Source organism: Pseudomonas sp. R3-18-08, from assembly GCF_003852065.1.
Lineage (GTDB): Bacteria > Pseudomonadota > Gammaproteobacteria > Pseudomonadales > Pseudomonadaceae > Aquipseudomonas.
The window spans coordinates 2,073,385-2,090,547 of sequence record NZ_CP027729.1 but is presented as its reverse complement, the minus strand read 5'-3'; the positions used below and the strand labels follow the sequence as shown (position 1 = coordinate 2,090,547).

The window sequence follows — 17,163 nt, the reverse complement described above, 5'->3', positions numbered from 1 at the left end:
TGCACTCCCCCGCCTGGTCCATTCGCACTCCCCCCCAGACAACTTCTCTGCACTATCCTGAACCGGGGATGTCGTAAAACCCATGCGTCCACACCTTGGAGAACCTATGACACAGGATGTTCTTGCCAAAGAAACCAACCGCCGCCAACTGCAGCAAATCATCTCCGGGTTGTCCGACGGCGTGATCCTGGCCGAGGTCGACCAGACCATTCTCTGGGCCAACGAAGCCGCATTGACCATGCACGGCGTCACTGACGTCATGGGGCTGGGCGCCAATGGGCAGGAATACGCCGAGCGCTTCACCTTGCGTTATCGCAATTACCACCCGTTGCAACTGGATAACTACCCTCTGGCCCGCGCGGCGGCGGGTGATGAGTTCAGCGACGTGATCGTGGAGGTCATTCCTACGGCCGATGAAGAAAAGACCTGGGTTCACCGCCTGCGCAGCCTGGTGATCACCGACTCGCGCGGCGAGCCGGAACTGTTGGTGCTGATCCTCAGTGACGCCACCGAATGGGCCAGCGCCGAGCAACGTTTCGAGAAAACCTTCAACGCCAACCCCGCGCCCGCCGTGATCTGCCGCCTCAGCGACCTGCGCTATATCAAGGTCAATCAGGGCTTCCTGGAGATGACCGGCTACAACCGCGACCAGGTCATCGGCAAATCCGTGTATGAACTGGACGTGCTCGAACAGGCCGAACGCAAGGACTTGGCCATCGAGCGGCTGGGGCAAGGCTCGACCATTCCGCAGATGCAGGCAGAGCTGCGACTGCCCGAAGGCGGCAGCAAGCTGGTGATCGTCGCCGGCCAGCCCCTGGACATGAACGAAGAGGACTGCATGCTGTTTTCGTTCATGGACCTGGAGCCGCGACGCAAAGCGGAAATCGCCCTGCGCCAGAGTGAAGAACGCTTCGCCAAGTCCTTTCGCCTGACGCCCGTGCCAACCCTGGTGTGCAACGCCGCCAATCGCCAGGTGGTGGATATCAACGAAGCGTTCATGAGTATCACCGGCTATATCAGCGAAGAACTGATCGGCAAATCCATCGAAGACATCGACTTCATCGACAGCCCCCAGGCCGGCGCACAGTTGTTCGCGACCCTGGAGAAAGCCGGAAACCTGGAAGGTCATGACCTCAAGGTGCGCAAGAAAGGCGATGAAGTGATCGACTGCGTGGTGTCGGCCGACACCGTGATCATCCAGGACATGCCGTGCTACCTGCTGGTATTCATGAACATCACCGAACGTAAACGCTCGGAGCTGGAACTGGTGGCCGCCATCGAGGAAGTCATGCAGGACGCGTCCTGGTTCAGCCAGACCCTGATCGAAAAACTCGCCAATGCCAAAAGCGTCAACAGCCCTAACCTGCCCAACGTTTCCTTCACCGACCTCACCGCCCGTGAGCGCGACGTGTTGGGGTTGATCTGCGAGGGCCTGGCCGACAAGGAGATCGCCTCGCGCCTGAAGCTGGCACCCAACACCGTGCGCAACCACGTGGCGACGGTGTACTCCAAGCTGGGCGTGCACAGCCGCAGTACGGCCATCGTCTGGGCCCGCGAACGCGGGCTGTTTGCCGGTGAAGTACGGATAAAGAACAAGCGTTAAGGGTGCAAATGCACTAGTGCAGCTAGTGCTAATTCGCCTTATGACGCAGCAGGCTAATCAATAACCTTTAAGGCATCGTCTCTGTGCCTTGAAGGAACCTGCATGTTCACCCTCTCTCAACTGCGAAATTGCATCGAAGAAGGCTTGTCGCCGCTGACCTGCGAATTCACCCTGTGCCGGGATGCATCTTTGACCCTCAAAGTATTCGACGCCGAAACCGGACGGGTCGATCTGGTAGTCACCGGGATCAGCACCAATCGGCTGCAGACCCCGGAGGAAGTGGCGAAAATGGTGGATGAATTGCGCTATGAGCTGCAAAGCAACAACGTCGGCAAGCTCACGCTGGATGACTTGCCTTCATCTTCGCCCCAATGAAATAGAACACCCCGCCGCCGACAATAAACATTCCGAGCATATAAAACATGTAATGCGCCGGCAGGCTGGCCAGCACCATCCCGCATAACACCGGCCCCAAGGCGGCGCCGAGATTGGACAGATTCTGCGCACCGTAATACATGCCGCGCAGGGCGTCAGGCGCAATCCGGTCGATAAACATGTACTCGGCCGGGAACACGATGATTTCCCCCACGGTAAACACCGCCATCGCGACCACCCACCACACCACGCTGGTGGCCAACGCAAAGCCAATCAGCCCCAGCATGAACATGCCCAAACCTGCGATCAGCCACTGGCTCAGATAACGGTGCGAGATGCGCCGGCCAATCAGGTACTGCAAGGCAATCACCAGCACGGCGTTGGTGGTGAGCACGGCGCTGATCACGGTGTAGGTGTATTCGGCAGTGGTGGTAGTCACCAGGTATTGCGATAGGTAGGCCGTAAATTGGCCGAATACTACCGCACTGAGCAGGCCACCGAGGGTGAAGCACACCAGGCGATGATCCTTGAGCAGCACACGGCCCACGGCGAGGAACGGCACCGGTTTTTGCGTGGCGTCCACGGAGGTCAATGTGCGGTCGCCCAAACGCCAGTACAGCAGGAAAAATCCCACGCCCAACAGCGCCGACAGTATAAACGGCAGGCTGATATCCAGCTTCGCCACCATCGCGCCAAAAAACGGCCCCACCGCGTAGCCGATATTGGTCAATGTATATTTGATCGAGAACACTTCGCTGCGCCCCTCCTCGGGCAGCAAGCTGGCGAAGCCGGCCTTGATCGCGATATCGATGACCGCATAGGCCAAGTTGATCAGGATCAGGCAGCTGTAGAACGCCCAGATATTCTGCGCCACAACCGTACCGATAAAGCCCAGCACAAACACCAGGCTCAGACCGAGCAGCAAACGGTAACTGTTGACGCGGTCGACAAGAAACCCGCCATAGACGCTGAGCAACGAGCCGACAATCAGCGAGCTGCCGATCACCAGGCCGACCTGGCTGATGTCGAGGGCAAAGTGGCGGGTGAGGTAGATCACCAGGTACGGAAAGGTAATCGCCTTGGCCAACGTCAGCAGCAACGTGGCGGACAGCAACAGATTCACCGTGCGGGGGTAGTTTTTGATGGTGGCAAGCATCCTGCTCTCTTTTCTTTGAAGGTAACGCGACCATTGCGGTCGGTTACCTTAACGCAAGAAAGGTGAAACGAGCAGGTGGTGCGGCAGGATTATTTCTTGACCGGAGTGATCTCAAGGATGGTGCCGTTGGTGGTCTTGAGCAGCACATATTTATCGCCGACCCGCGCCCACTGGCTCTCTTCCTCGGGCTGCTTGAGGCCACGTTTTTTCCAGTCGCTGAGGGCCGACTCCTTACGCATGAGGATATCCGGGGCGCGGTCACCTTCCTTCAAATCACGGGTATTGATGTTGGAAGGCTGCACGGTTTCCTGGGGCGTATCGCCGGCCTGCACCACAAAACTGGCGGTAGACAGGCCTGCCGCAACGAGAACACAGGCAACGAGGGATCTGGACTTCATGGATGCTCCTTCAATTTTGAGTGCGTACCCAGGTTCCGACCGCAGGGGCGTGAAAACATTCAGGTCAAAACACTACCCGGTCGCCGATAACCCCTGTGGCGAGGGAGCTTGCTCCCGCTGGCTGCGCAGCAGCCCCAAACAGCCCGACCGAGATATACCTGAACGAACGTGGTGGATGGATTGGGGCCGCTTCGCGGCCCAGCGGGAGCAAGCTCCCTCGCCACATCGGGGAACTCAAACTCATAACCAGATTGCGTCCCAGAGCGAATAATCGCCGATATGCTCGACCAACCCAGCCCGCAAGGGGTTGGCAATGATGTAACGCGCGATTTTTATAAGATCTTCCTCGGCTCGCACCGCGCGATCATGGTATCCGCTCTGCCAAAACGCGCCCTTCGTACGACAGGCTTGATTGATGGTCAACGTGCTGCGTGACTTCACTTGTCGCATCACCTGCGGCAACGTTGCGTCACGCAGCTCAAACATCCAGTGAAGATGATCGGGCATGATGACCCAGGCCAACGAACCGACCAGACCGCAATCATGGGCGCGTTTGAGCTCTGCAACCAATAACCGGGCCAGAGACAATTCAGCAAAAACCGGATACCGCTGATAAACCACTGCCGTCACCAGATACACACGCCCTGCTTCTGAATAACGACCTCGCCGTAGCAAATGAGAGTTGGGCCTTTGAAGCAATCCGTCGCTCCCTTTGATTGAATGACTCATTCAACCTAGCAGGCCCGAGAAGGGTCGCTCCGCGACTCAATTTCATTATGTTTCCCCACTCCCCGTGGCGAGGGAGCTTGCTCCCGCTGGGCTGCGCAGCAGCCCCAAAAAGGCCGGCCGAGACACACCTGAACAAATGCGGTGGGCGAATTAGGGCCGCTTCGCGGCCCAGCGGGAGCAAGCTCCCTCGCCACAACCAATCTCCATGGTCATTGCTTACGTGAAATTAATCCTGTAATTTTTCATGAAATTATTCGAATTAAATTTCATGACACCTCAAGATGAACTCGCCACCCTCGCCGCCCTGATCCACGACCTGCGCAAGCACAAGAAACTCACCCTGGCGCAATTGGCGCAAAAGATCGAACGTTCGGTGGGTTTCCTGTCCCAAGTGGAACGTGGCCTGTCGCGCCCGACCGTGGCCGACCTGACCGCCATCAGCCACGCCCTCGACGTGCCTACTACTTACTTCTACAGCCTGCCCAAACCCAAGGCGGTGGACTGGGTCACGCGGCCCAATGAGCGGCGCACGCTGTATTACGCCAATGGCATCACCGACATCCTCGTCTCGCCGAGCATGAACGGTGCGTTCTCGATGCTCGACAGCCTGTTGGCACCCGGCGCCAACAGTGGTGAGCAGGCCATGAGTGACCGTGCCGAACAGGCCGGTTTTGTGCTGGAGGGTGAGTTGACGCTGTGGGTTGAAGGCGAGGCGGATGCGGTCACCCTCGGCCCTGGCGACAGCTTTCATCTGGCCAGTTTCGCCCACTGTCGCTATGCCAACCTGACCGACCTGCCCGCCCGCGTGCTGTGGGTTTACAACTAGGAGCTGCACCCGTGAAAAGCCCATCTGCAACCTTGCTGGCCGAAGTACGGACCTTCCGCCAGAACCATCCCGAGGTGCGCTACGTCGACCTGATCGCCCTGGACATTCCGGGGCATTTCTATGGCAAGCGCTACCCGGTGGAGATGCTCGAGAAAATCGCCGCCGGCAGCCCGTTGAAGCTGCCGCAGAACGCCGTGTTGCTGGGGGCACAGGGCGGGTTGTTCAAGATCGGCGACTACTGCTTCAACGACGGTGACCCGGATGCCAATCGGCGCTTGGTGCCGGGTACGCTGAAGCCGGTGAGCTGGGAGTCGCAGCCGCTGGGGCAGATGCTGATCACTTCCGACGGCACCGAAGCGCCCATCGAATTCGAACCCCGCGAAGTGTTGACCAGGGTGCTGGAACGCCTGCACCACAAAGGCATTCACCCGGTGGTGGCGTTTGAACTGGAGTTCTATCTGTTCGACAAAAAGCTCGACAATGGTCTGCCGCAATTCCCCCGCGACCCGCTGAGCGACGATGTCGATGACCAGCCCAACTTGCATATCGAGCGGCTGTCGCACTTCAGCGACGTGCTGGACGACATGGCACAAACCGCCAAGGCCCAGGGCATCGATATCACGGTGATCACCGCCGAAATCGGCCCGGGCCAATTCGAAATCAATTTTGGCCATTGCGATGACGGCCTGCGCGCCGCCGACTGGGCCGCCCTGTTCTGCCGCAGCACCCGCGGCGTGGCACTCAAACACGGTTACCGCGCCAGCTTCATGGCCAAGCCTTACCTGCAGTTTCCCGGCAGTGGCATGCATGTGCATGTCAGCCTGTATGACGGCGCGGGCAATAACGTGCTGGCGGCGCACCAGCAGCAACCGCTGCGCCACGCCGTGGCCGGTTGCCTGGAGTTGCTGCCCCACTGCATGCCGATCTTCTCGCCCAACCACAACGCGTTCCGCCGCCTCGGCGGTACGGTCAACGCCGCTACCCGCGCCAGCTGGGGCTTCGAAGACCGTGATGCGTGCGTGCGCATCCCCGAGTCCGACCCACGTAACCTGCGAATCGAGCATCGCCTGGCCAGCGCCGACGCCAACCCATACCTGGTGCTGGCGGCGATCCTCGCCGGTTTGGAGCATGGCCTTGAAACCAGGCAGGAGCCCATCGCGCCGCTGAACGAAGACCGCAGCAGTGGCACCGATTTCCCCGTGGACATGCTCGACGCCGTGCGCGCCATGCAACATCAGTCGGTGGTGCGCGACAAGCTGGGCGCGGAATTCGTCGATGTGTATTGCGAGAACAAACGCCAGGATCATCTGGCGTTTCAGCAGGAGATTTCTGCGCGGGAATACCGCTGGTTTCTCTAAAAACCGCCACATCCTGCGTGTGGAGATCCAATGTGGGAGGGGGCTTGCTCCCGATAGCGGTATATCAGCAAATGCAGCTGTGACTGAACCACCGCCATCGGGAGCAAGCCCGCTCCCACAGTGTTGATTCGGTTTCGTCAGTCAGCTTCACCAAGCAACAGTTTCTGCTCGCGCGCGCACAACTCCACCACGTAATCCCACAACACCCGCAACCGCACCGACTTGTGCAACTCCCGACGCGAGCTGATCCAATAGCTGCGCTGGATGCTCTCCCCCGGCAACAACGGCACCAGGTCCGCATCGCCCGCCGCCATGAAACAGGGTAATACCGCAATGCCCAAGCCCGACCGCGCGGCCTGGTGTTGCGCAATCACGCTGGTGCTGTGGAAGACCACCTTGGGGTTGCGACAGAAGCTGCTGAGAAATTTCAGTTCCTGGCTGAACAGCAGATCATCGACATAATCGATCCATGAATGGGCCGCGAGGTCTTCGCGTTTTTCAATCGGCGGATGACGCTGCAGATAAGCGCGGCTGGCATACAGCGCCAGGCGGTAATCGGTGAGTTTGCGGGTGACCAACTGATCGACGCTGGGGCGTTCCAGGTGAATGCTGATTTCCGCTTCGCGGTTGAGAATGCTGACAAAGCGCGGCACCGCGACCAATTCCACTTCCAAGCCTGGATACCGTTCAAACAAGCCCCCCATGCGACTGGCGAGGAACATCACCCCCAGGCCCTCCGCCACCCCGAGACGAATCTTGCCCAGGGGCGCTGCAGAATGGGTAAGTTCGTCTTCCGCCAGCAGGGCCACGTTTTCCATGGCTTCGGCATGTTTGAGCAAAGCTTCGCCGGCCGGCGTCAGCTCATAACCCTGGGCGTGCTGCACGAACAGCGCGGTGCCGAGGCTTTTTTCGATGGCCTCAATGTGCCGGGCCACCGTGGCGTGCGTGGTTTTCAACCGTTGCGCGGCGGTGAGCAAACGGCCGCTGCGCTGCAACTCGAGAAAAAACCGCAGGTCATTCCAGTCGAACATATCGCCTCCATTGCGCACGCGTGGGCAGCGCTGTTTAAAAACGCACAGCAGCTGGGCAAAAACTAACATTTTTAAGACGAAAACTAACAACTAGGATGGAGCCAATAAGAAAAACAAGCGAGACCCCCAATGCCCATTGCACCTGCTGAATACGATTACGTGATCGTCGGCGCCGGCCCCGCCGGCTGCTTGCTGGCCAATCGGCTGTCCGCCAACCCGGCCCATCGCGTGCTGCTGCTGGAGGCCGGTGGTCGCGACAACTACCCCTGGATCCATATTCCAGTCGGTTACCTGTTCTGCATCGGCAACCCGCGCACCGACTGGTGCTTCAAGACCGAAGCCCAGGCAGGCCTGCAAGGTCGTGCCTTGAGTTACCCGCGCGGCAAAGTGCTGGGGGGCTGTTCCTCCATCAACGGCATGATCTACATGCGCGGCCAGGCCCAGGACTATGACGGCTGGGCGGCGCAAGGCAATCCGGGATGGGCCTGGAATGACGTCTTGCCGCTGTTCAAGCACAGCGAAAACCATTTTGCCGGCGCCTCGCCATTCCACAGCGACGGCGGCGAGTGGCGCGTCGAGCAGCAGCGTCTGTCGTGGCCGATCCTGGATGCGTTTCGCGAGGCCGCAAAGCAAAGCGGCATCGCCAACATCAGCGATTTCAATCAGGGCGATAACGAAGGCTGCGGCTATTTCCAGGTCAACCAAAAGGCCGGGGTGCGCTGGAATGCGGCCAAGGCGTTTCTCAAACCGGTGCGCAAACGGCCCAACCTGACCGTACTGACTGAGGTGGAGGTCGATCGCGTGGTGCTGGAAAACGGCCGCGCTTCTCAGGTCGTCGGGCGCCAGCTCGGCCAGCAGTTAAGCTGGAAAGCGCGCCGGGAAATCGTACTGTGCGCCGGCGCCGTCGGCTCGCCGGGCATCCTGCAACGCTCTGGTATCGGCCCCGCCCATGTGCTCAAGCCGTTGGGCATCGACGTGGTTCATGAACTGCCGGGCGTGGGTGGCAACCTGCAGGACCACCTGCAACTGCGCCTGATCTATAAACTGGAAAACGCCCGCACCCTGAACCAGATCGCCGGTACCCTATGGGGCAAGATGGGCATGGGCTTGCGCTACCTGTACGACCGCAGCGGGCCGCTGTCGATGGCGCCCAGCCAGCTTGGCGCGTTTGCCCGCTCCGGGCCGGAGCAGACCTCGGCCAACCTTGAATACCATGTGCAGCCGCTGTCCCTGGAGCGTTTTGGCGAGCCGCTGCATGCATTCCCCGCGTTTACCGCGTCGGTCTGCGACCTGCGCCCGCACAGTCGCGGGCGCATCGACATACGCTCGGCCAACCCGGCGGACGCACCGCTGATCCGGCCCAACTACCTCAGCCATCCCGAAGACCTGCGCGTAGCCGCCGACGCCATTCGCCTGACACGGCGGATCGTGGCCGCCCCGGCCCTGAGCCAGTTCAAGCCGGTTGAATATTTGCCCGGTGACGCCCTGCAAACCGAAGAACAACTGCACGAAGCGGCGGCGCGTATCGGCACGACGATCTTCCATCCGGTGGGTACTTGCCGCATGGGCAATGACCAGGACGCCGTGGTCGACGCGCAGTTGCGCGTGCATGGCGTACCGGGCTTGCGCATCGCCGATGCCTCGATCATGCCGCGCATTACCTCAGGCAACACCTGCTCACCGACGCTGATGATCGCCGAGAAGGCCGCGCAACTGATCCTTTCACCGAACACAAGGAGCCTCGCCCCGCAGAGAGAAACGGTTCACGCAATCTGAATAGCGGCGCCGCACCTGGCGCCGACAGTGGAACAACAATAAATAATCACTGTGAGGGCTACCCGATGTCAGAACATGCTCAACCCCTGGGCTCGGCGATACATGCGAGCACCCGCAACGACTCGAAGAAAGTCATTTTCGCCTCGTCCCTCGGGACGGTGTTCGAATGGTATGACTTCTTCCTCTACGGCGCCCTCGCGGCGGTGATCAGCAAGCAGTTCTTTGCCGGGGTCAACGACACCACGGCGTTCATCTTCGCATTGATGGCGTTCGCCGCAGGCTTCGTGGTGCGACCCTTCGGCGCGCTGGTATTCGGCCGCCTGGGCGACATGATCGGGCGCAAATACACCTTCCTCGTCACGATCATCCTGATGGGCGTGGCAACCTTTTGCGTGGGGCTGCTGCCGACCTATGCCAGCATCGGCATCGCGGCGCCGATCATTCTGATCGTGCTGCGCATGCTGCAAGGCCTGGCTCTGGGCGGTGAATACGGTGGCGCCGCCACCTATGTCGCCGAACATGCGCCCCCCGGCAAACGCGGCTTGCACACCAGTTGGATTCAATCCACCGCCACCCTCGGCCTGTTGCTGTCGTTGCTGGTGGTGCTGGCCTGCCGTTATTTCACCGGTGACCAGTTCGAGGTGTGGGGCTGGCGTATTCCGTTCCTGTTTTCCATCGTGTTGCTGGGCATCTCCACCTGGATTCGCATGAGCCTGCACGAGTCGCCAGCGTTCCTGAAAATGAAAGAGGAAGGCAAGGCCAGCAAGGCGCCGATCCGCGAGTCGTTCGGTAAATGGGAAAACCTCAAGGTCGTATTGATCGCGCTGTTCAGCATCAACGGCGGGCAGGCGGTGACGTTCTATGCGGCGCAGTTTTATGTGCTGTTCTTCCTCACCCAGTTCCTGAAGATGGACCCGGCCCTGGCCAACATGCTGCTGATCATCAGTGTGGTGATTGGCGCGCCGTTCTTCATCCTGTTTGGCTGGCTGTCGGACAAGGTCGGGCGCAAACCGGTGCTGATGCTCGGCCTGCTGCTGGCGACCGTGCTGTATTTCCCGATCTTCAAGAGCCTGGCGCACTACACCAACCCGGCGATGGACCAGGCCAGTCACCAGGCACCGATTACCGTGCTGGCCGACCCGGCCACCTGCACCTTCCAGTTCGACCCGGTGGGCAAGGCGCGCTTTGACAGCCAGTGCGACAAGGTCAAGACCTTCCTGGTCAAGCAAGGCCTGCCGTACAGCAGCGTCGCCGCCCCAGCCGGCGCGCCGGTGCAGGTCAGCGTCGGTGACGTGCGTATCGATGGCTTTGATGAAGCGGCACTGCGCGGCGCGGTGACCCTGGCCGGCTACCCAAGCTCGGCGGACATGGCCCAGGTCAACAAGGTCATGGTGGTGGTGCTGATCGTGGCCCTGATCCTGATCGCCGCCATGTGCTACGGTCCCCTGGCGGCGCTGATGGTGGAGCTGTTCCCGACACGCATCCGCTACACCTCGATGTCGCTGCCCTACCATATTGGTAACGGCTGGTTTGGCGGGTTCCTGCCAACCGTGTCGTTTGCCTTGGTGGTGTACACCGGCGATATCTTCTACGGCTTGTGGTACCCGGTGGTGGTGACCGGGGTCAGCCTGGTGGTCGGCTTGTTCTGCCTCAAGGAAACCCGGCATGTGGATATCGATAACAACTGAATGAGCTTTAAGGGGCAAGCTGCAAGCGGCAAGTAAAAGCCACTCGGCTCTTTCTTGTAGCTTGTAGCTTGTAGCTTGAAACTTTAAGCTGTACATACATACAGATAATGGTTGCTCAAATCTCTCTGACTAAGCATCCTGCCAGGCATCAACCCGATCTGATGTGATGACCATGCAGCTGTACCTCTGTGAAAAACCCTCCCAGGCCAAGGACATCGCGGTCGTGCTCGGCGCCGGCCGCCGGGGCGATGGATGCTGGCTCGGCAACGGGGTCACAGTCACCTGGTGCATCGGCCACCTGTTGGAAACCGCCCCGCCTGACGCCTATGACGCCAAATACAAACGCTGGGTGCTCGCCGACCTGCCGATCGTCCCGCAAACCTGGAAAATGCAGGTCAAGCCCAAGACCGCCAGCCAGTTCAAGGTGGTCAAGCGCTTGCTGGGGGAAGCCCGGGAACTGGTGATCGCAACCGACGCCGACCGTGAGGGTGAAATGATCGCCCGGGAACTGGTGGAACATTGCCGTTATCGCGGGCCGATCCAGCGGTTGTGGTTGTCGGCACTGGACGAGGCCTCCATCCGCAAGGCCCTGGCCGCCCTCAAGCCCGGTGCGCAAACCTTCAGCCTGTATCACTCGGCCCTGGGCCGCTCCCGCGCCGACTGGCTGATCGGCATGAACATGAGCCGCTTGTTTACCTTGCTCGGGCGACAATCCGGCTATCAGGGCGTATTGCCGGTGGGCCGGGTGCAAACCCCCACCTTGCGCCTGGTGGTCGACCGTGACCGCAGCATCGCCGATTTCGTACCCGTGGCGTATTGGGCCATCGACGTGGACCTGCTCCACGAGCGCATGACCTTCACTGCCCAATGGCGCGCCGTCGACGATGCCTGCGATGACCAGGGCCGTTGCCTCAACCCGCAACTGGCCCGGGACGCCGCTGACGCCATGTCCCGCGCTGCCAGTGCGCGATTGGTTAAGCTGCGCACCGAGCGCATGCGCGAGGTCGCGCCCCTGCCCTTCGATCTCGGCACCCTGCAGGAAATCTGCTCCAAGAAGCTCGGCCTCGGCGCCCAGGAAACCCTGGATATCGCCCAATCCCTCTACGAAACCCACAAGGTCATCACCTACCCGCGCAGCGATTGCGGCTACCTGCCGTTGAGCCAGCACAGCGAAGCGCCGAAGATCCTCGCCGCTCTCGGCCGCGCGGATGCGGCCGTGGCCGAGCTGATGGCCTACATGGACCCCAATCGTCGCTCACGCGCCTGGAACGACGCCAAGGTCAGCGCCCACCACGGCATTATTCCGACAGGGGCCGGCAAGGACGTCAGCCAACTCACCGGAAAGCACCGTGCGGTCTACACGCTGATACGCGCGCGCTACCTGGCGCAATTCCTGCCCAACCATGAATACGACCGTACCCAGGCGGATTTCGATTGTGCCGGCCAGGCGTTGCGCGCGGTGGGCAAAGTTGTCATCGAACCGGGCTGGAAACGCGCGCTGCCCGAAGCCCTTGCTCCCGCCAAAGGCAGGGAAACGCCTGCACCGCAAGCCTTGCCAATGCTGGTGCAAGGCCAGGACTGTGCTGTGGCCAAGGTCAATCTCAAGGACCTGTGGACCCAACCGCCGAAGCCCTTTACCGAAGGCGACCTGATCAAAGCGATGAAAAACGTCGCCAAGCTGGTCGAAGACCCGCTGCTCAAGCAGAAGCTCAAGGACACCACCGGCATCGGCACCGAGGCCACCCGCGCCGGGATCATTCAGGGCCTGCTGGACCGAGGTTACCTGGTGAAAAACGGCAAGGCGCTGTCGGCCACCGCAGCGGCTTTCAGCCTGATTGACGCTGTGCCTCGCGCCATCGCCGACCCCGGCACCACCGCCATCTGGGAGCAGGCGCTGGATATGGTGCAAAGCGGCGAAATGAGCCTGGAAGAGTTTGTCGCCAAACAAGCGGCGTGGATGAGCAAGCAGGTGGCTCGCTGTCATGGCATGCGCATGACCATTACCGGTCCCGCCAGCCCGGCAGGCAAAGGCGCCACACCATGGAAAAACAAGCGCAAGAGCGCGCCACGCAAGACGACGGCCAACCCCAAACGGGCGAAAAAGCCGGTAAAAGCCGGATAAAACGCAAAAAAAACCGGCGAATGACGCTTTTCGACGGGTTTAACGCCGCTTTGGACCTTGCTGCAACGTGGCCCGTCTAGGATTCTGTAGGGGCAATCGCTGACTACTAACAACAACACCGGAGTGGCCGCCATGAAAACCGTCGCAGAATTACTCAAAGCCAAGGACCAGAAGAACCAGGACGTCCACACTATCCAGTGGGACCACACCGTATTCGAGGCGCTGGTGCGGATGTCCGAGAAAAACGTCGGGGCGTTGCCGGTGGTAAAGGACGGCGCCGTGGTCGGGATCATCAGCGAGCGCGATTACGCACGTAAACTCATCCTCAAGGGTCTGTCGTCGGTGAACACCAGGGTTCATGAAGTGATGAGTTCGCCGGTGATCACCGTAGATCCCCACAAAACGGTCGAAGCGTGCATGAACATCATGACCGACAGTCACCTGCGCCACTTGCCCGTGGTGGAAGAAGGCAAATTGCTGGGGCTTTTGTCCATCGGTGACCTGGTCAAAGAGGCCATTGCTGAACAAGCGGCCTTGATCAAACAGCTGGAGCAGTACATTCGCGGCGAATAGGAGGCCCCATGCTCGACACGCTGGACCATCAAGCAGACCACCTCGACACACTCCACCGGGCGATGGCCGAAAAACGCTTCCTGGTGCTGACCGGTGCGGGGATCAGCACCTCATCGGGCATCCCCGACTACCGTGACAGCGAAGGGGTGCGCCGGGGCAAGGCGCCGATGATGTACCAGGAGTTCCTCGCCACCGCGCAAGCACGGCGCCGTTATTGGGCCAGGGCAATGCTGGGTTGGCCACGGGTGCGCCTGGCCCGGCCGAACAAGGCCCATCAGGCGCTGGCGACCTTGCAGCAACGTCAGCTCATCAGCGGCCTGATCACGCAAAACGTCGACGCGCTGCACGATCAAGCCGGCAGCCATGGTGTGATCGAGTTGCATGGCAGTTTGCACCGAGTGCTGTGCCTGGATTGCCAGCAGCGCAGCGAGCGCGATGTGATCCAGCGGCAGATGGAAGTCGACAACCCGCACTTTGCGCACGTCCATGCGGTGCAAGCGCCTGACGGTGACACCTTGCTCGACCCTGTGCTTGAGGAGCACTTCCAGGTGCCACGCTGCCCCCATTGCGAAGGCCAACGGCTGAAGCCGGACGTGGTGTTTTTTGGCGAAAACGTAGCCCCCGCTACCGCCGCCAGGGCCATGGCTGCGGTGCACGATGCCGAGGGGCTGCTGGTCGTGGGGTCATCGCTGATGGCTTACTCGGCGTTTCGCCTGTGCAAGGCGGCAGTGGAACAGGGTAAGCCGGTGATTGCGATCAACCTGGGCAAGACCCGTGGGGATGAACTGCTGCAGGTGAAAATCGAAGCGTCATGCGAGCAATTACTGCCCTTGCTCGCCGAACGACTGTAGGAGCGAGCTTGCTCGCGAAAAACTTACAGTCGCAATATGCACCCAGGAAACACTAGTTACTCCTGAGACCAGCCGACCCAAAAAATGACGCTCAAGTCACGATTTCCCGCATCTTCCCGCCCTCACAGCGATTTATGTAGTAACTGAAAATAATCACTACATAATCGTTGACGTAAGCTTTTTGTCCTTGCATTATCGAGACGTCTCCCGGATCGGGAGTGTTGGTAACACGCGTTTTGAACAGGCTCGTCTGACCGCCGAGCTGTTTTTCCGGATGTGCACTGCCCACAAGGCAGATTGATGAAGCTGACTGGCCCCTAAGGGGCTCGGTACAAGGAGCTAAAGCGCTGCTTGTCTTCGTTATGAAAGCATTGCGTAGCAGTTCATCAGCAAGACTACATGCATCAGGTTCAAGACCCTGCCCGTATTCGGCAGACCGTCACTGACGCCCGGTTTTCTGAGCCGGAGACAACTTGAAGTTTCAATGAATCAATTGATAGATCGCCAACTGGTCAAGGGGCTTACACATGAATCTGAACAACCAACCAACTATCGATGAATTGGCTGAGATGTTCGCAGCGCAGAAAGACACACTCGACGACCATATCCTGTGGATTGGCAAATCGGGCGAAGTTCAACTTGACTGCCTGGCGCCCCACACCGAAGAAGCCGAGTTCGACCGCAATCACCGCGAACTGGCGGCGCGCCTGAAGATGTACCGTCGTGGCCAGGGCTATGTCGGCAAGAAAGCCGCGGCCGACCGCAACTTTATCGAGCAAGTGTTCGACACACTTAATAATGCCTGGGCCTCTTTCAAAGACAGCTCGCAAGTTAAAGTGATCGACCGTTACTACTAAGTAGTACTTGATCTATTGTGGGAGCTGGCTTGCCAGCTCCCACTTTTGTTGTGTGAACTTCAGAACGTCGGAAACCGCCCCTTCTTCGCTTCATCCTGAAAGATATCAAACAACACCTGCGCCGCCGCCGACAGTTCATGCCCTGGTTTGGTCAGTACCCCAATGGGCCGCTCGATCACCGGGCCGGTCAAGGTGATGCAATGGGCGCCCGCCTCCTCCATCTGCCGCGCGCACAACGCTGGCACAGCGCTGACGCCCAAGCCGCTGGCAACCATCTTGCCCACTGTGGCCAGTTGATGACTTTCCAGCGCAACCGGCAGTTTCATCTGCAAGGCACCCAGGTGCTCTTCGAGCATTACCCGCACGGTCGATGGGCGCTGGAGGGTAATAAAGGGTTGTTCCAACAGGCTTTTCCAGTCGATCTCGTTCAATTGCGCCAACTGCGAATCTCCCGGTACCACGGCAATGAATCGGTCCAGGTACAGCGGGGTGAATGCCAATGACGAACCGTCGGACGGTTCGAACGCTACGCCCAATTCCACCTGGCGGTCGCGCACCATCTCCAGCACCTGCTCGTTGATCAGGTCATGCACCGTCACGTTCACCTGCGGGTAACGGGCGCGGAATATCTTCAGGATCGGCGGCAGCAGGTTACCGGCAAATGACGGCATTGCCGCCACCGTCACACGCCCACGTTGCAAAGTGAAGCGTTGACGCAGTTCGTCCTCCGCGTTGTCCCAGTCGGCAATCAAACGGCGAGCCAGCGGGAGCAGCGATTCACCTTCAGGCGTGAGCGCTACATTGCGCGTATTGCGACTGAACAGGCGTCCACCCAGCCCTTCCTCGAGGCCTTTGATAGTCAGGCTCAGCGCCGACTGGGATAGGTGCAGGCGCTCACAGGCAGCGGCAAAACTCAGGCTCTGGGCCACGGCCAGGAAGGCACGCATCTGTTTAACGGTCATGACACGACTCCGCACGGTGGTTCGACTATGCTGTTTTCTAAATCAATCAACCTAAAAAAACAACTTAACAAATCAATCAGACGGCGCAACACTCGATCCATTGGCTGGCCCACTAATAATAACGAGGTGCATATGGCAGGTTTCGATAAGCGCGTGGCGTCCTATGAAGAGGCGCTGGCAGGCCTGGAAGATGGCATGACCGTACTCTCCGGCGGTTTTGGCCTGTGTGGCATTCCAGAAAACCTCATCGCCGAGATCAAGCGCAAAGGCACCCGTGATCTGACCGTGGTTTCCAACAACTGCGGCGTCGACGGTTTCGGCCTGGGCATCCTGCTGGAAGAAAAGCAGATCAGCAAAGTGATCGCCTCCTACGTCGGTGAAAACGCCCTGTTCGAGAAGCAACTGCTCAGCGGCGAAATAGAGGTGGTGCTGACCCCCCAAGGCACCCTGGCGGAAAAAATGCGTGCAGGCGGTGCTGGCATCCCGGCCTTCTTCACCGCCACCGGCGTCGGCACCCCGGTTGCCGAAGGCAAGGAAACCCGCGAATTCAAGGGCCGCCCCTATCTGATGGAAGAGTCCATCACCGGCGACTTCGCCATCGTCAAAGGCTGGAAAGCCGACCACTTCGGCAATGTCATCTATCGGCACACCGCCCAGAACTTCAACCCACTGGCCGCCACCGCCGGCAAGATCACCGTGGTCGAAGTCGAGGAAATCGTCGAACCGGGCGAGCTGGACCCCGCGCAGATCCACACCCCTGGTATCTACGTCGACCGGATCATCTGCGGCACCTTCGAGAAGCGCATCGAACAGCGCACCGTGCGCAAGTAATCCGCCCCGGCCCGAACAATAAGGACT

At 59.9% G+C, this 17,163-nt stretch carries 16 protein-coding genes; 11 read left to right on the top strand and 5 right to left on the bottom strand.

The genetic code is table 11. The annotated features are described in order from the left end of the window. Window positions 1-106 precede the first annotated feature (106 nt). Both C4J92_RS09680 and C4J92_RS09675 read left to right on the top strand, forming a co-directional pair. The gene (locus C4J92_RS09680) at window positions 107-1,603 is read left to right on the top strand and encodes a helix-turn-helix transcriptional regulator (RefSeq protein ID WP_124403678.1); all 1,497 of its coding nucleotides are present in this window, start codon (window positions 107-109) and stop codon (window positions 1,601-1,603) included. Window positions 1,604-1,705: 102 nt separating this feature from the next. Next, window positions 1,706-1,978 (top strand): DUF1652 domain-containing protein, encoded by a 273-nt coding sequence (locus tag C4J92_RS09675; protein ID WP_124362141.1) that lies wholly within the window; start codon window positions 1,706-1,708, stop codon window positions 1,976-1,978. Here the strand turns inward: C4J92_RS09675 and C4J92_RS09670 are convergent. From C4J92_RS09670 to C4J92_RS09655, 3 genes are all read right to left on the bottom strand, one after another. Then, window positions 1,941-3,134, bottom strand: coding sequence for an MFS transporter (locus tag C4J92_RS09670; protein WP_124403677.1), 1,194 nt, complete (start codon window positions 3,132-3,134; stop codon window positions 1,941-1,943). The genes C4J92_RS09675 and C4J92_RS09670 overlap by 38 nt on opposite strands. A gap of 89 nt (window positions 3,135-3,223) precedes the next feature. After that, window positions 3,224-3,532, bottom strand: a complete 309-nt coding sequence (locus C4J92_RS09665) for an RcnB family protein (RefSeq protein WP_124370291.1) — start codon at window positions 3,530-3,532, stop codon at window positions 3,224-3,226. A 240-nt stretch (window positions 3,533-3,772) separates the two neighbouring features. Next, window positions 3,773-4,231 carry a transposase gene (locus tag C4J92_RS09655; RefSeq protein ID WP_124405784.1) on the bottom strand — a complete coding sequence of 153 codons (459 nt, stop codon included), beginning with the start codon at window positions 4,229-4,231 and terminating at the stop codon, window positions 3,773-3,775. Window positions 4,232-4,529: 298 nt separating this feature from the next. Here C4J92_RS09655 and C4J92_RS09650 point away from each other — a divergent pair, with 298 nt between their 5' ends. After that, the gene (locus C4J92_RS09650) at window positions 4,530-5,087 is read left to right on the top strand and encodes a helix-turn-helix domain-containing protein (RefSeq protein WP_124403675.1); all 558 of its coding nucleotides are present in this window, start codon (window positions 4,530-4,532) and stop codon (window positions 5,085-5,087) included. A gap of 11 nt (window positions 5,088-5,098) precedes the next feature. Continuing rightward, window positions 5,099-6,445 (top strand): glutamine synthetase family protein, encoded by a 1,347-nt coding sequence (locus C4J92_RS09645; protein WP_124403674.1) that lies wholly within the window; start codon window positions 5,099-5,101, stop codon window positions 6,443-6,445. A gap of 137 nt (window positions 6,446-6,582) precedes the next feature. Here the strand turns inward: C4J92_RS09645 and C4J92_RS09640 are convergent, their stop codons facing one another. Beyond that, the gene (locus C4J92_RS09640; RefSeq protein ID WP_124403673.1) at window positions 6,583-7,476 is read right to left on the bottom strand and encodes a LysR family transcriptional regulator; all 894 of its coding nucleotides are present in this window, start codon (window positions 7,474-7,476) and stop codon (window positions 6,583-6,585) included. A gap of 129 nt (window positions 7,477-7,605) precedes the next feature. Here C4J92_RS09640 and C4J92_RS09635 point away from each other — a divergent pair, with 129 nt between their 5' ends. From C4J92_RS09635 to C4J92_RS09610, 6 genes are all read left to right on the top strand, one after another. Then, window positions 7,606-9,252: a GMC family oxidoreductase gene (locus C4J92_RS09635; protein ID WP_124403672.1), complete on the top strand. Its 1,647-nt coding sequence runs from the start codon at window positions 7,606-7,608 to the stop codon at window positions 9,250-9,252. Window positions 9,253-9,317: 65 nt separating this feature from the next. After that, window positions 9,318-10,940 (top strand): MFS transporter, encoded by a 1,623-nt coding sequence (locus C4J92_RS09630; RefSeq protein WP_124403671.1) that lies wholly within the window; start codon window positions 9,318-9,320, stop codon window positions 10,938-10,940. A 172-nt stretch (window positions 10,941-11,112) separates the two neighbouring features. After that, window positions 11,113-13,062: a DNA topoisomerase III gene (locus C4J92_RS09625; protein WP_124405783.1), complete on the top strand. Its 1,950-nt coding sequence runs from the start codon at window positions 11,113-11,115 to the stop codon at window positions 13,060-13,062. 132 nt (window positions 13,063-13,194) lie between these two features. Continuing rightward, window positions 13,195-13,635, top strand: a complete 441-nt coding sequence (locus C4J92_RS09620; RefSeq protein ID WP_124403670.1) for a CBS domain-containing protein — start codon at window positions 13,195-13,197, stop codon at window positions 13,633-13,635. Window positions 13,636-13,643: 8 nt separating this feature from the next. Further along, complete coding sequence (locus C4J92_RS09615) at window positions 13,644-14,486, top strand: NAD-dependent protein deacetylase (RefSeq protein WP_124403669.1); 843 nt, start codon at window positions 13,644-13,646, stop codon at window positions 14,484-14,486. Window positions 14,487-15,013: 527 nt separating this feature from the next. After that, a complete protein-coding gene (locus tag C4J92_RS09610; protein ID WP_057725643.1) occupies window positions 15,014-15,343 on the top strand; it encodes a hypothetical protein in 330 nt (109 codons plus the stop codon). Window positions 15,344-15,402: 59 nt separating this feature from the next. On the opposite strand, the gene C4J92_RS09605 is transcribed toward C4J92_RS09610, so the two are convergent. After that, on the bottom strand, window positions 15,403-16,305 hold the full coding sequence (locus C4J92_RS09605) for a LysR family transcriptional regulator (protein WP_124403668.1): 903 nt from the start codon (window positions 16,303-16,305) through the stop codon (window positions 15,403-15,405). Between the two features lie 132 nt (window positions 16,306-16,437). Here C4J92_RS09605 and C4J92_RS09600 point away from each other — a divergent pair, with 132 nt between their 5' ends. Further along, on the top strand, window positions 16,438-17,136 hold the full coding sequence (locus C4J92_RS09600) for a CoA transferase subunit A (RefSeq protein WP_124362130.1): 699 nt from the start codon (window positions 16,438-16,440) through the stop codon (window positions 17,134-17,136). Window positions 17,137-17,163 lie beyond the last annotated feature (27 nt).

Bases quoted from the DNA above. Each gene is read 5' to 3' on its own strand.
- C4J92_RS09680 (WP_124403678.1), top strand. From the start codon at position 107: ATGACACAGGATGTTCTTGCCAAAGAAACCAACCGCCGCCAACTGCAG.
- C4J92_RS09675 (WP_124362141.1), top strand. From the start codon at position 1,706: ATGTTCACCCTCTCTCAACTGCGAAATTGCATCGAAGAAGGCTTGTCG.
- C4J92_RS09670 (WP_124403677.1), bottom strand. From the start codon at position 3,134: ATGCTTGCCACCATCAAAAACTACCCCCGCACGGTGAATCTGTTGCTG.
- C4J92_RS09665 (WP_124370291.1), bottom strand. From the start codon at position 3,532: ATGAAGTCCAGATCCCTCGTTGCCTGTGTTCTCGTTGCGGCAGGCCTG.
- C4J92_RS09650 (WP_124403675.1), top strand. From the start codon at position 4,530: ATGACACCTCAAGATGAACTCGCCACCCTCGCCGCCCTGATCCACGAC.
- C4J92_RS09640 (WP_124403673.1), bottom strand. From the start codon at position 7,476: ATGTTCGACTGGAATGACCTGCGGTTTTTTCTCGAGTTGCAGCGCAGC.
- C4J92_RS09635 (WP_124403672.1), top strand. From the start codon at position 7,606: ATGCCCATTGCACCTGCTGAATACGATTACGTGATCGTCGGCGCCGGC.
- C4J92_RS09630 (WP_124403671.1), top strand. From the start codon at position 9,318: ATGTCAGAACATGCTCAACCCCTGGGCTCGGCGATACATGCGAGCACC.
- C4J92_RS09625 (WP_124405783.1), top strand. From the start codon at position 11,113: ATGCAGCTGTACCTCTGTGAAAAACCCTCCCAGGCCAAGGACATCGCG.
- C4J92_RS09620 (WP_124403670.1), top strand. From the start codon at position 13,195: ATGAAAACCGTCGCAGAATTACTCAAAGCCAAGGACCAGAAGAACCAG.
- C4J92_RS09615 (WP_124403669.1), top strand. From the start codon at position 13,644: ATGCTCGACACGCTGGACCATCAAGCAGACCACCTCGACACACTCCAC.
- C4J92_RS09610 (WP_057725643.1), top strand. From the start codon at position 15,014: ATGAATCTGAACAACCAACCAACTATCGATGAATTGGCTGAGATGTTC.
- C4J92_RS09605 (WP_124403668.1), bottom strand. From the start codon at position 16,305: ATGACCGTTAAACAGATGCGTGCCTTCCTGGCCGTGGCCCAGAGCCTG.
- C4J92_RS09600 (WP_124362130.1), top strand. From the start codon at position 16,438: ATGGCAGGTTTCGATAAGCGCGTGGCGTCCTATGAAGAGGCGCTGGCA.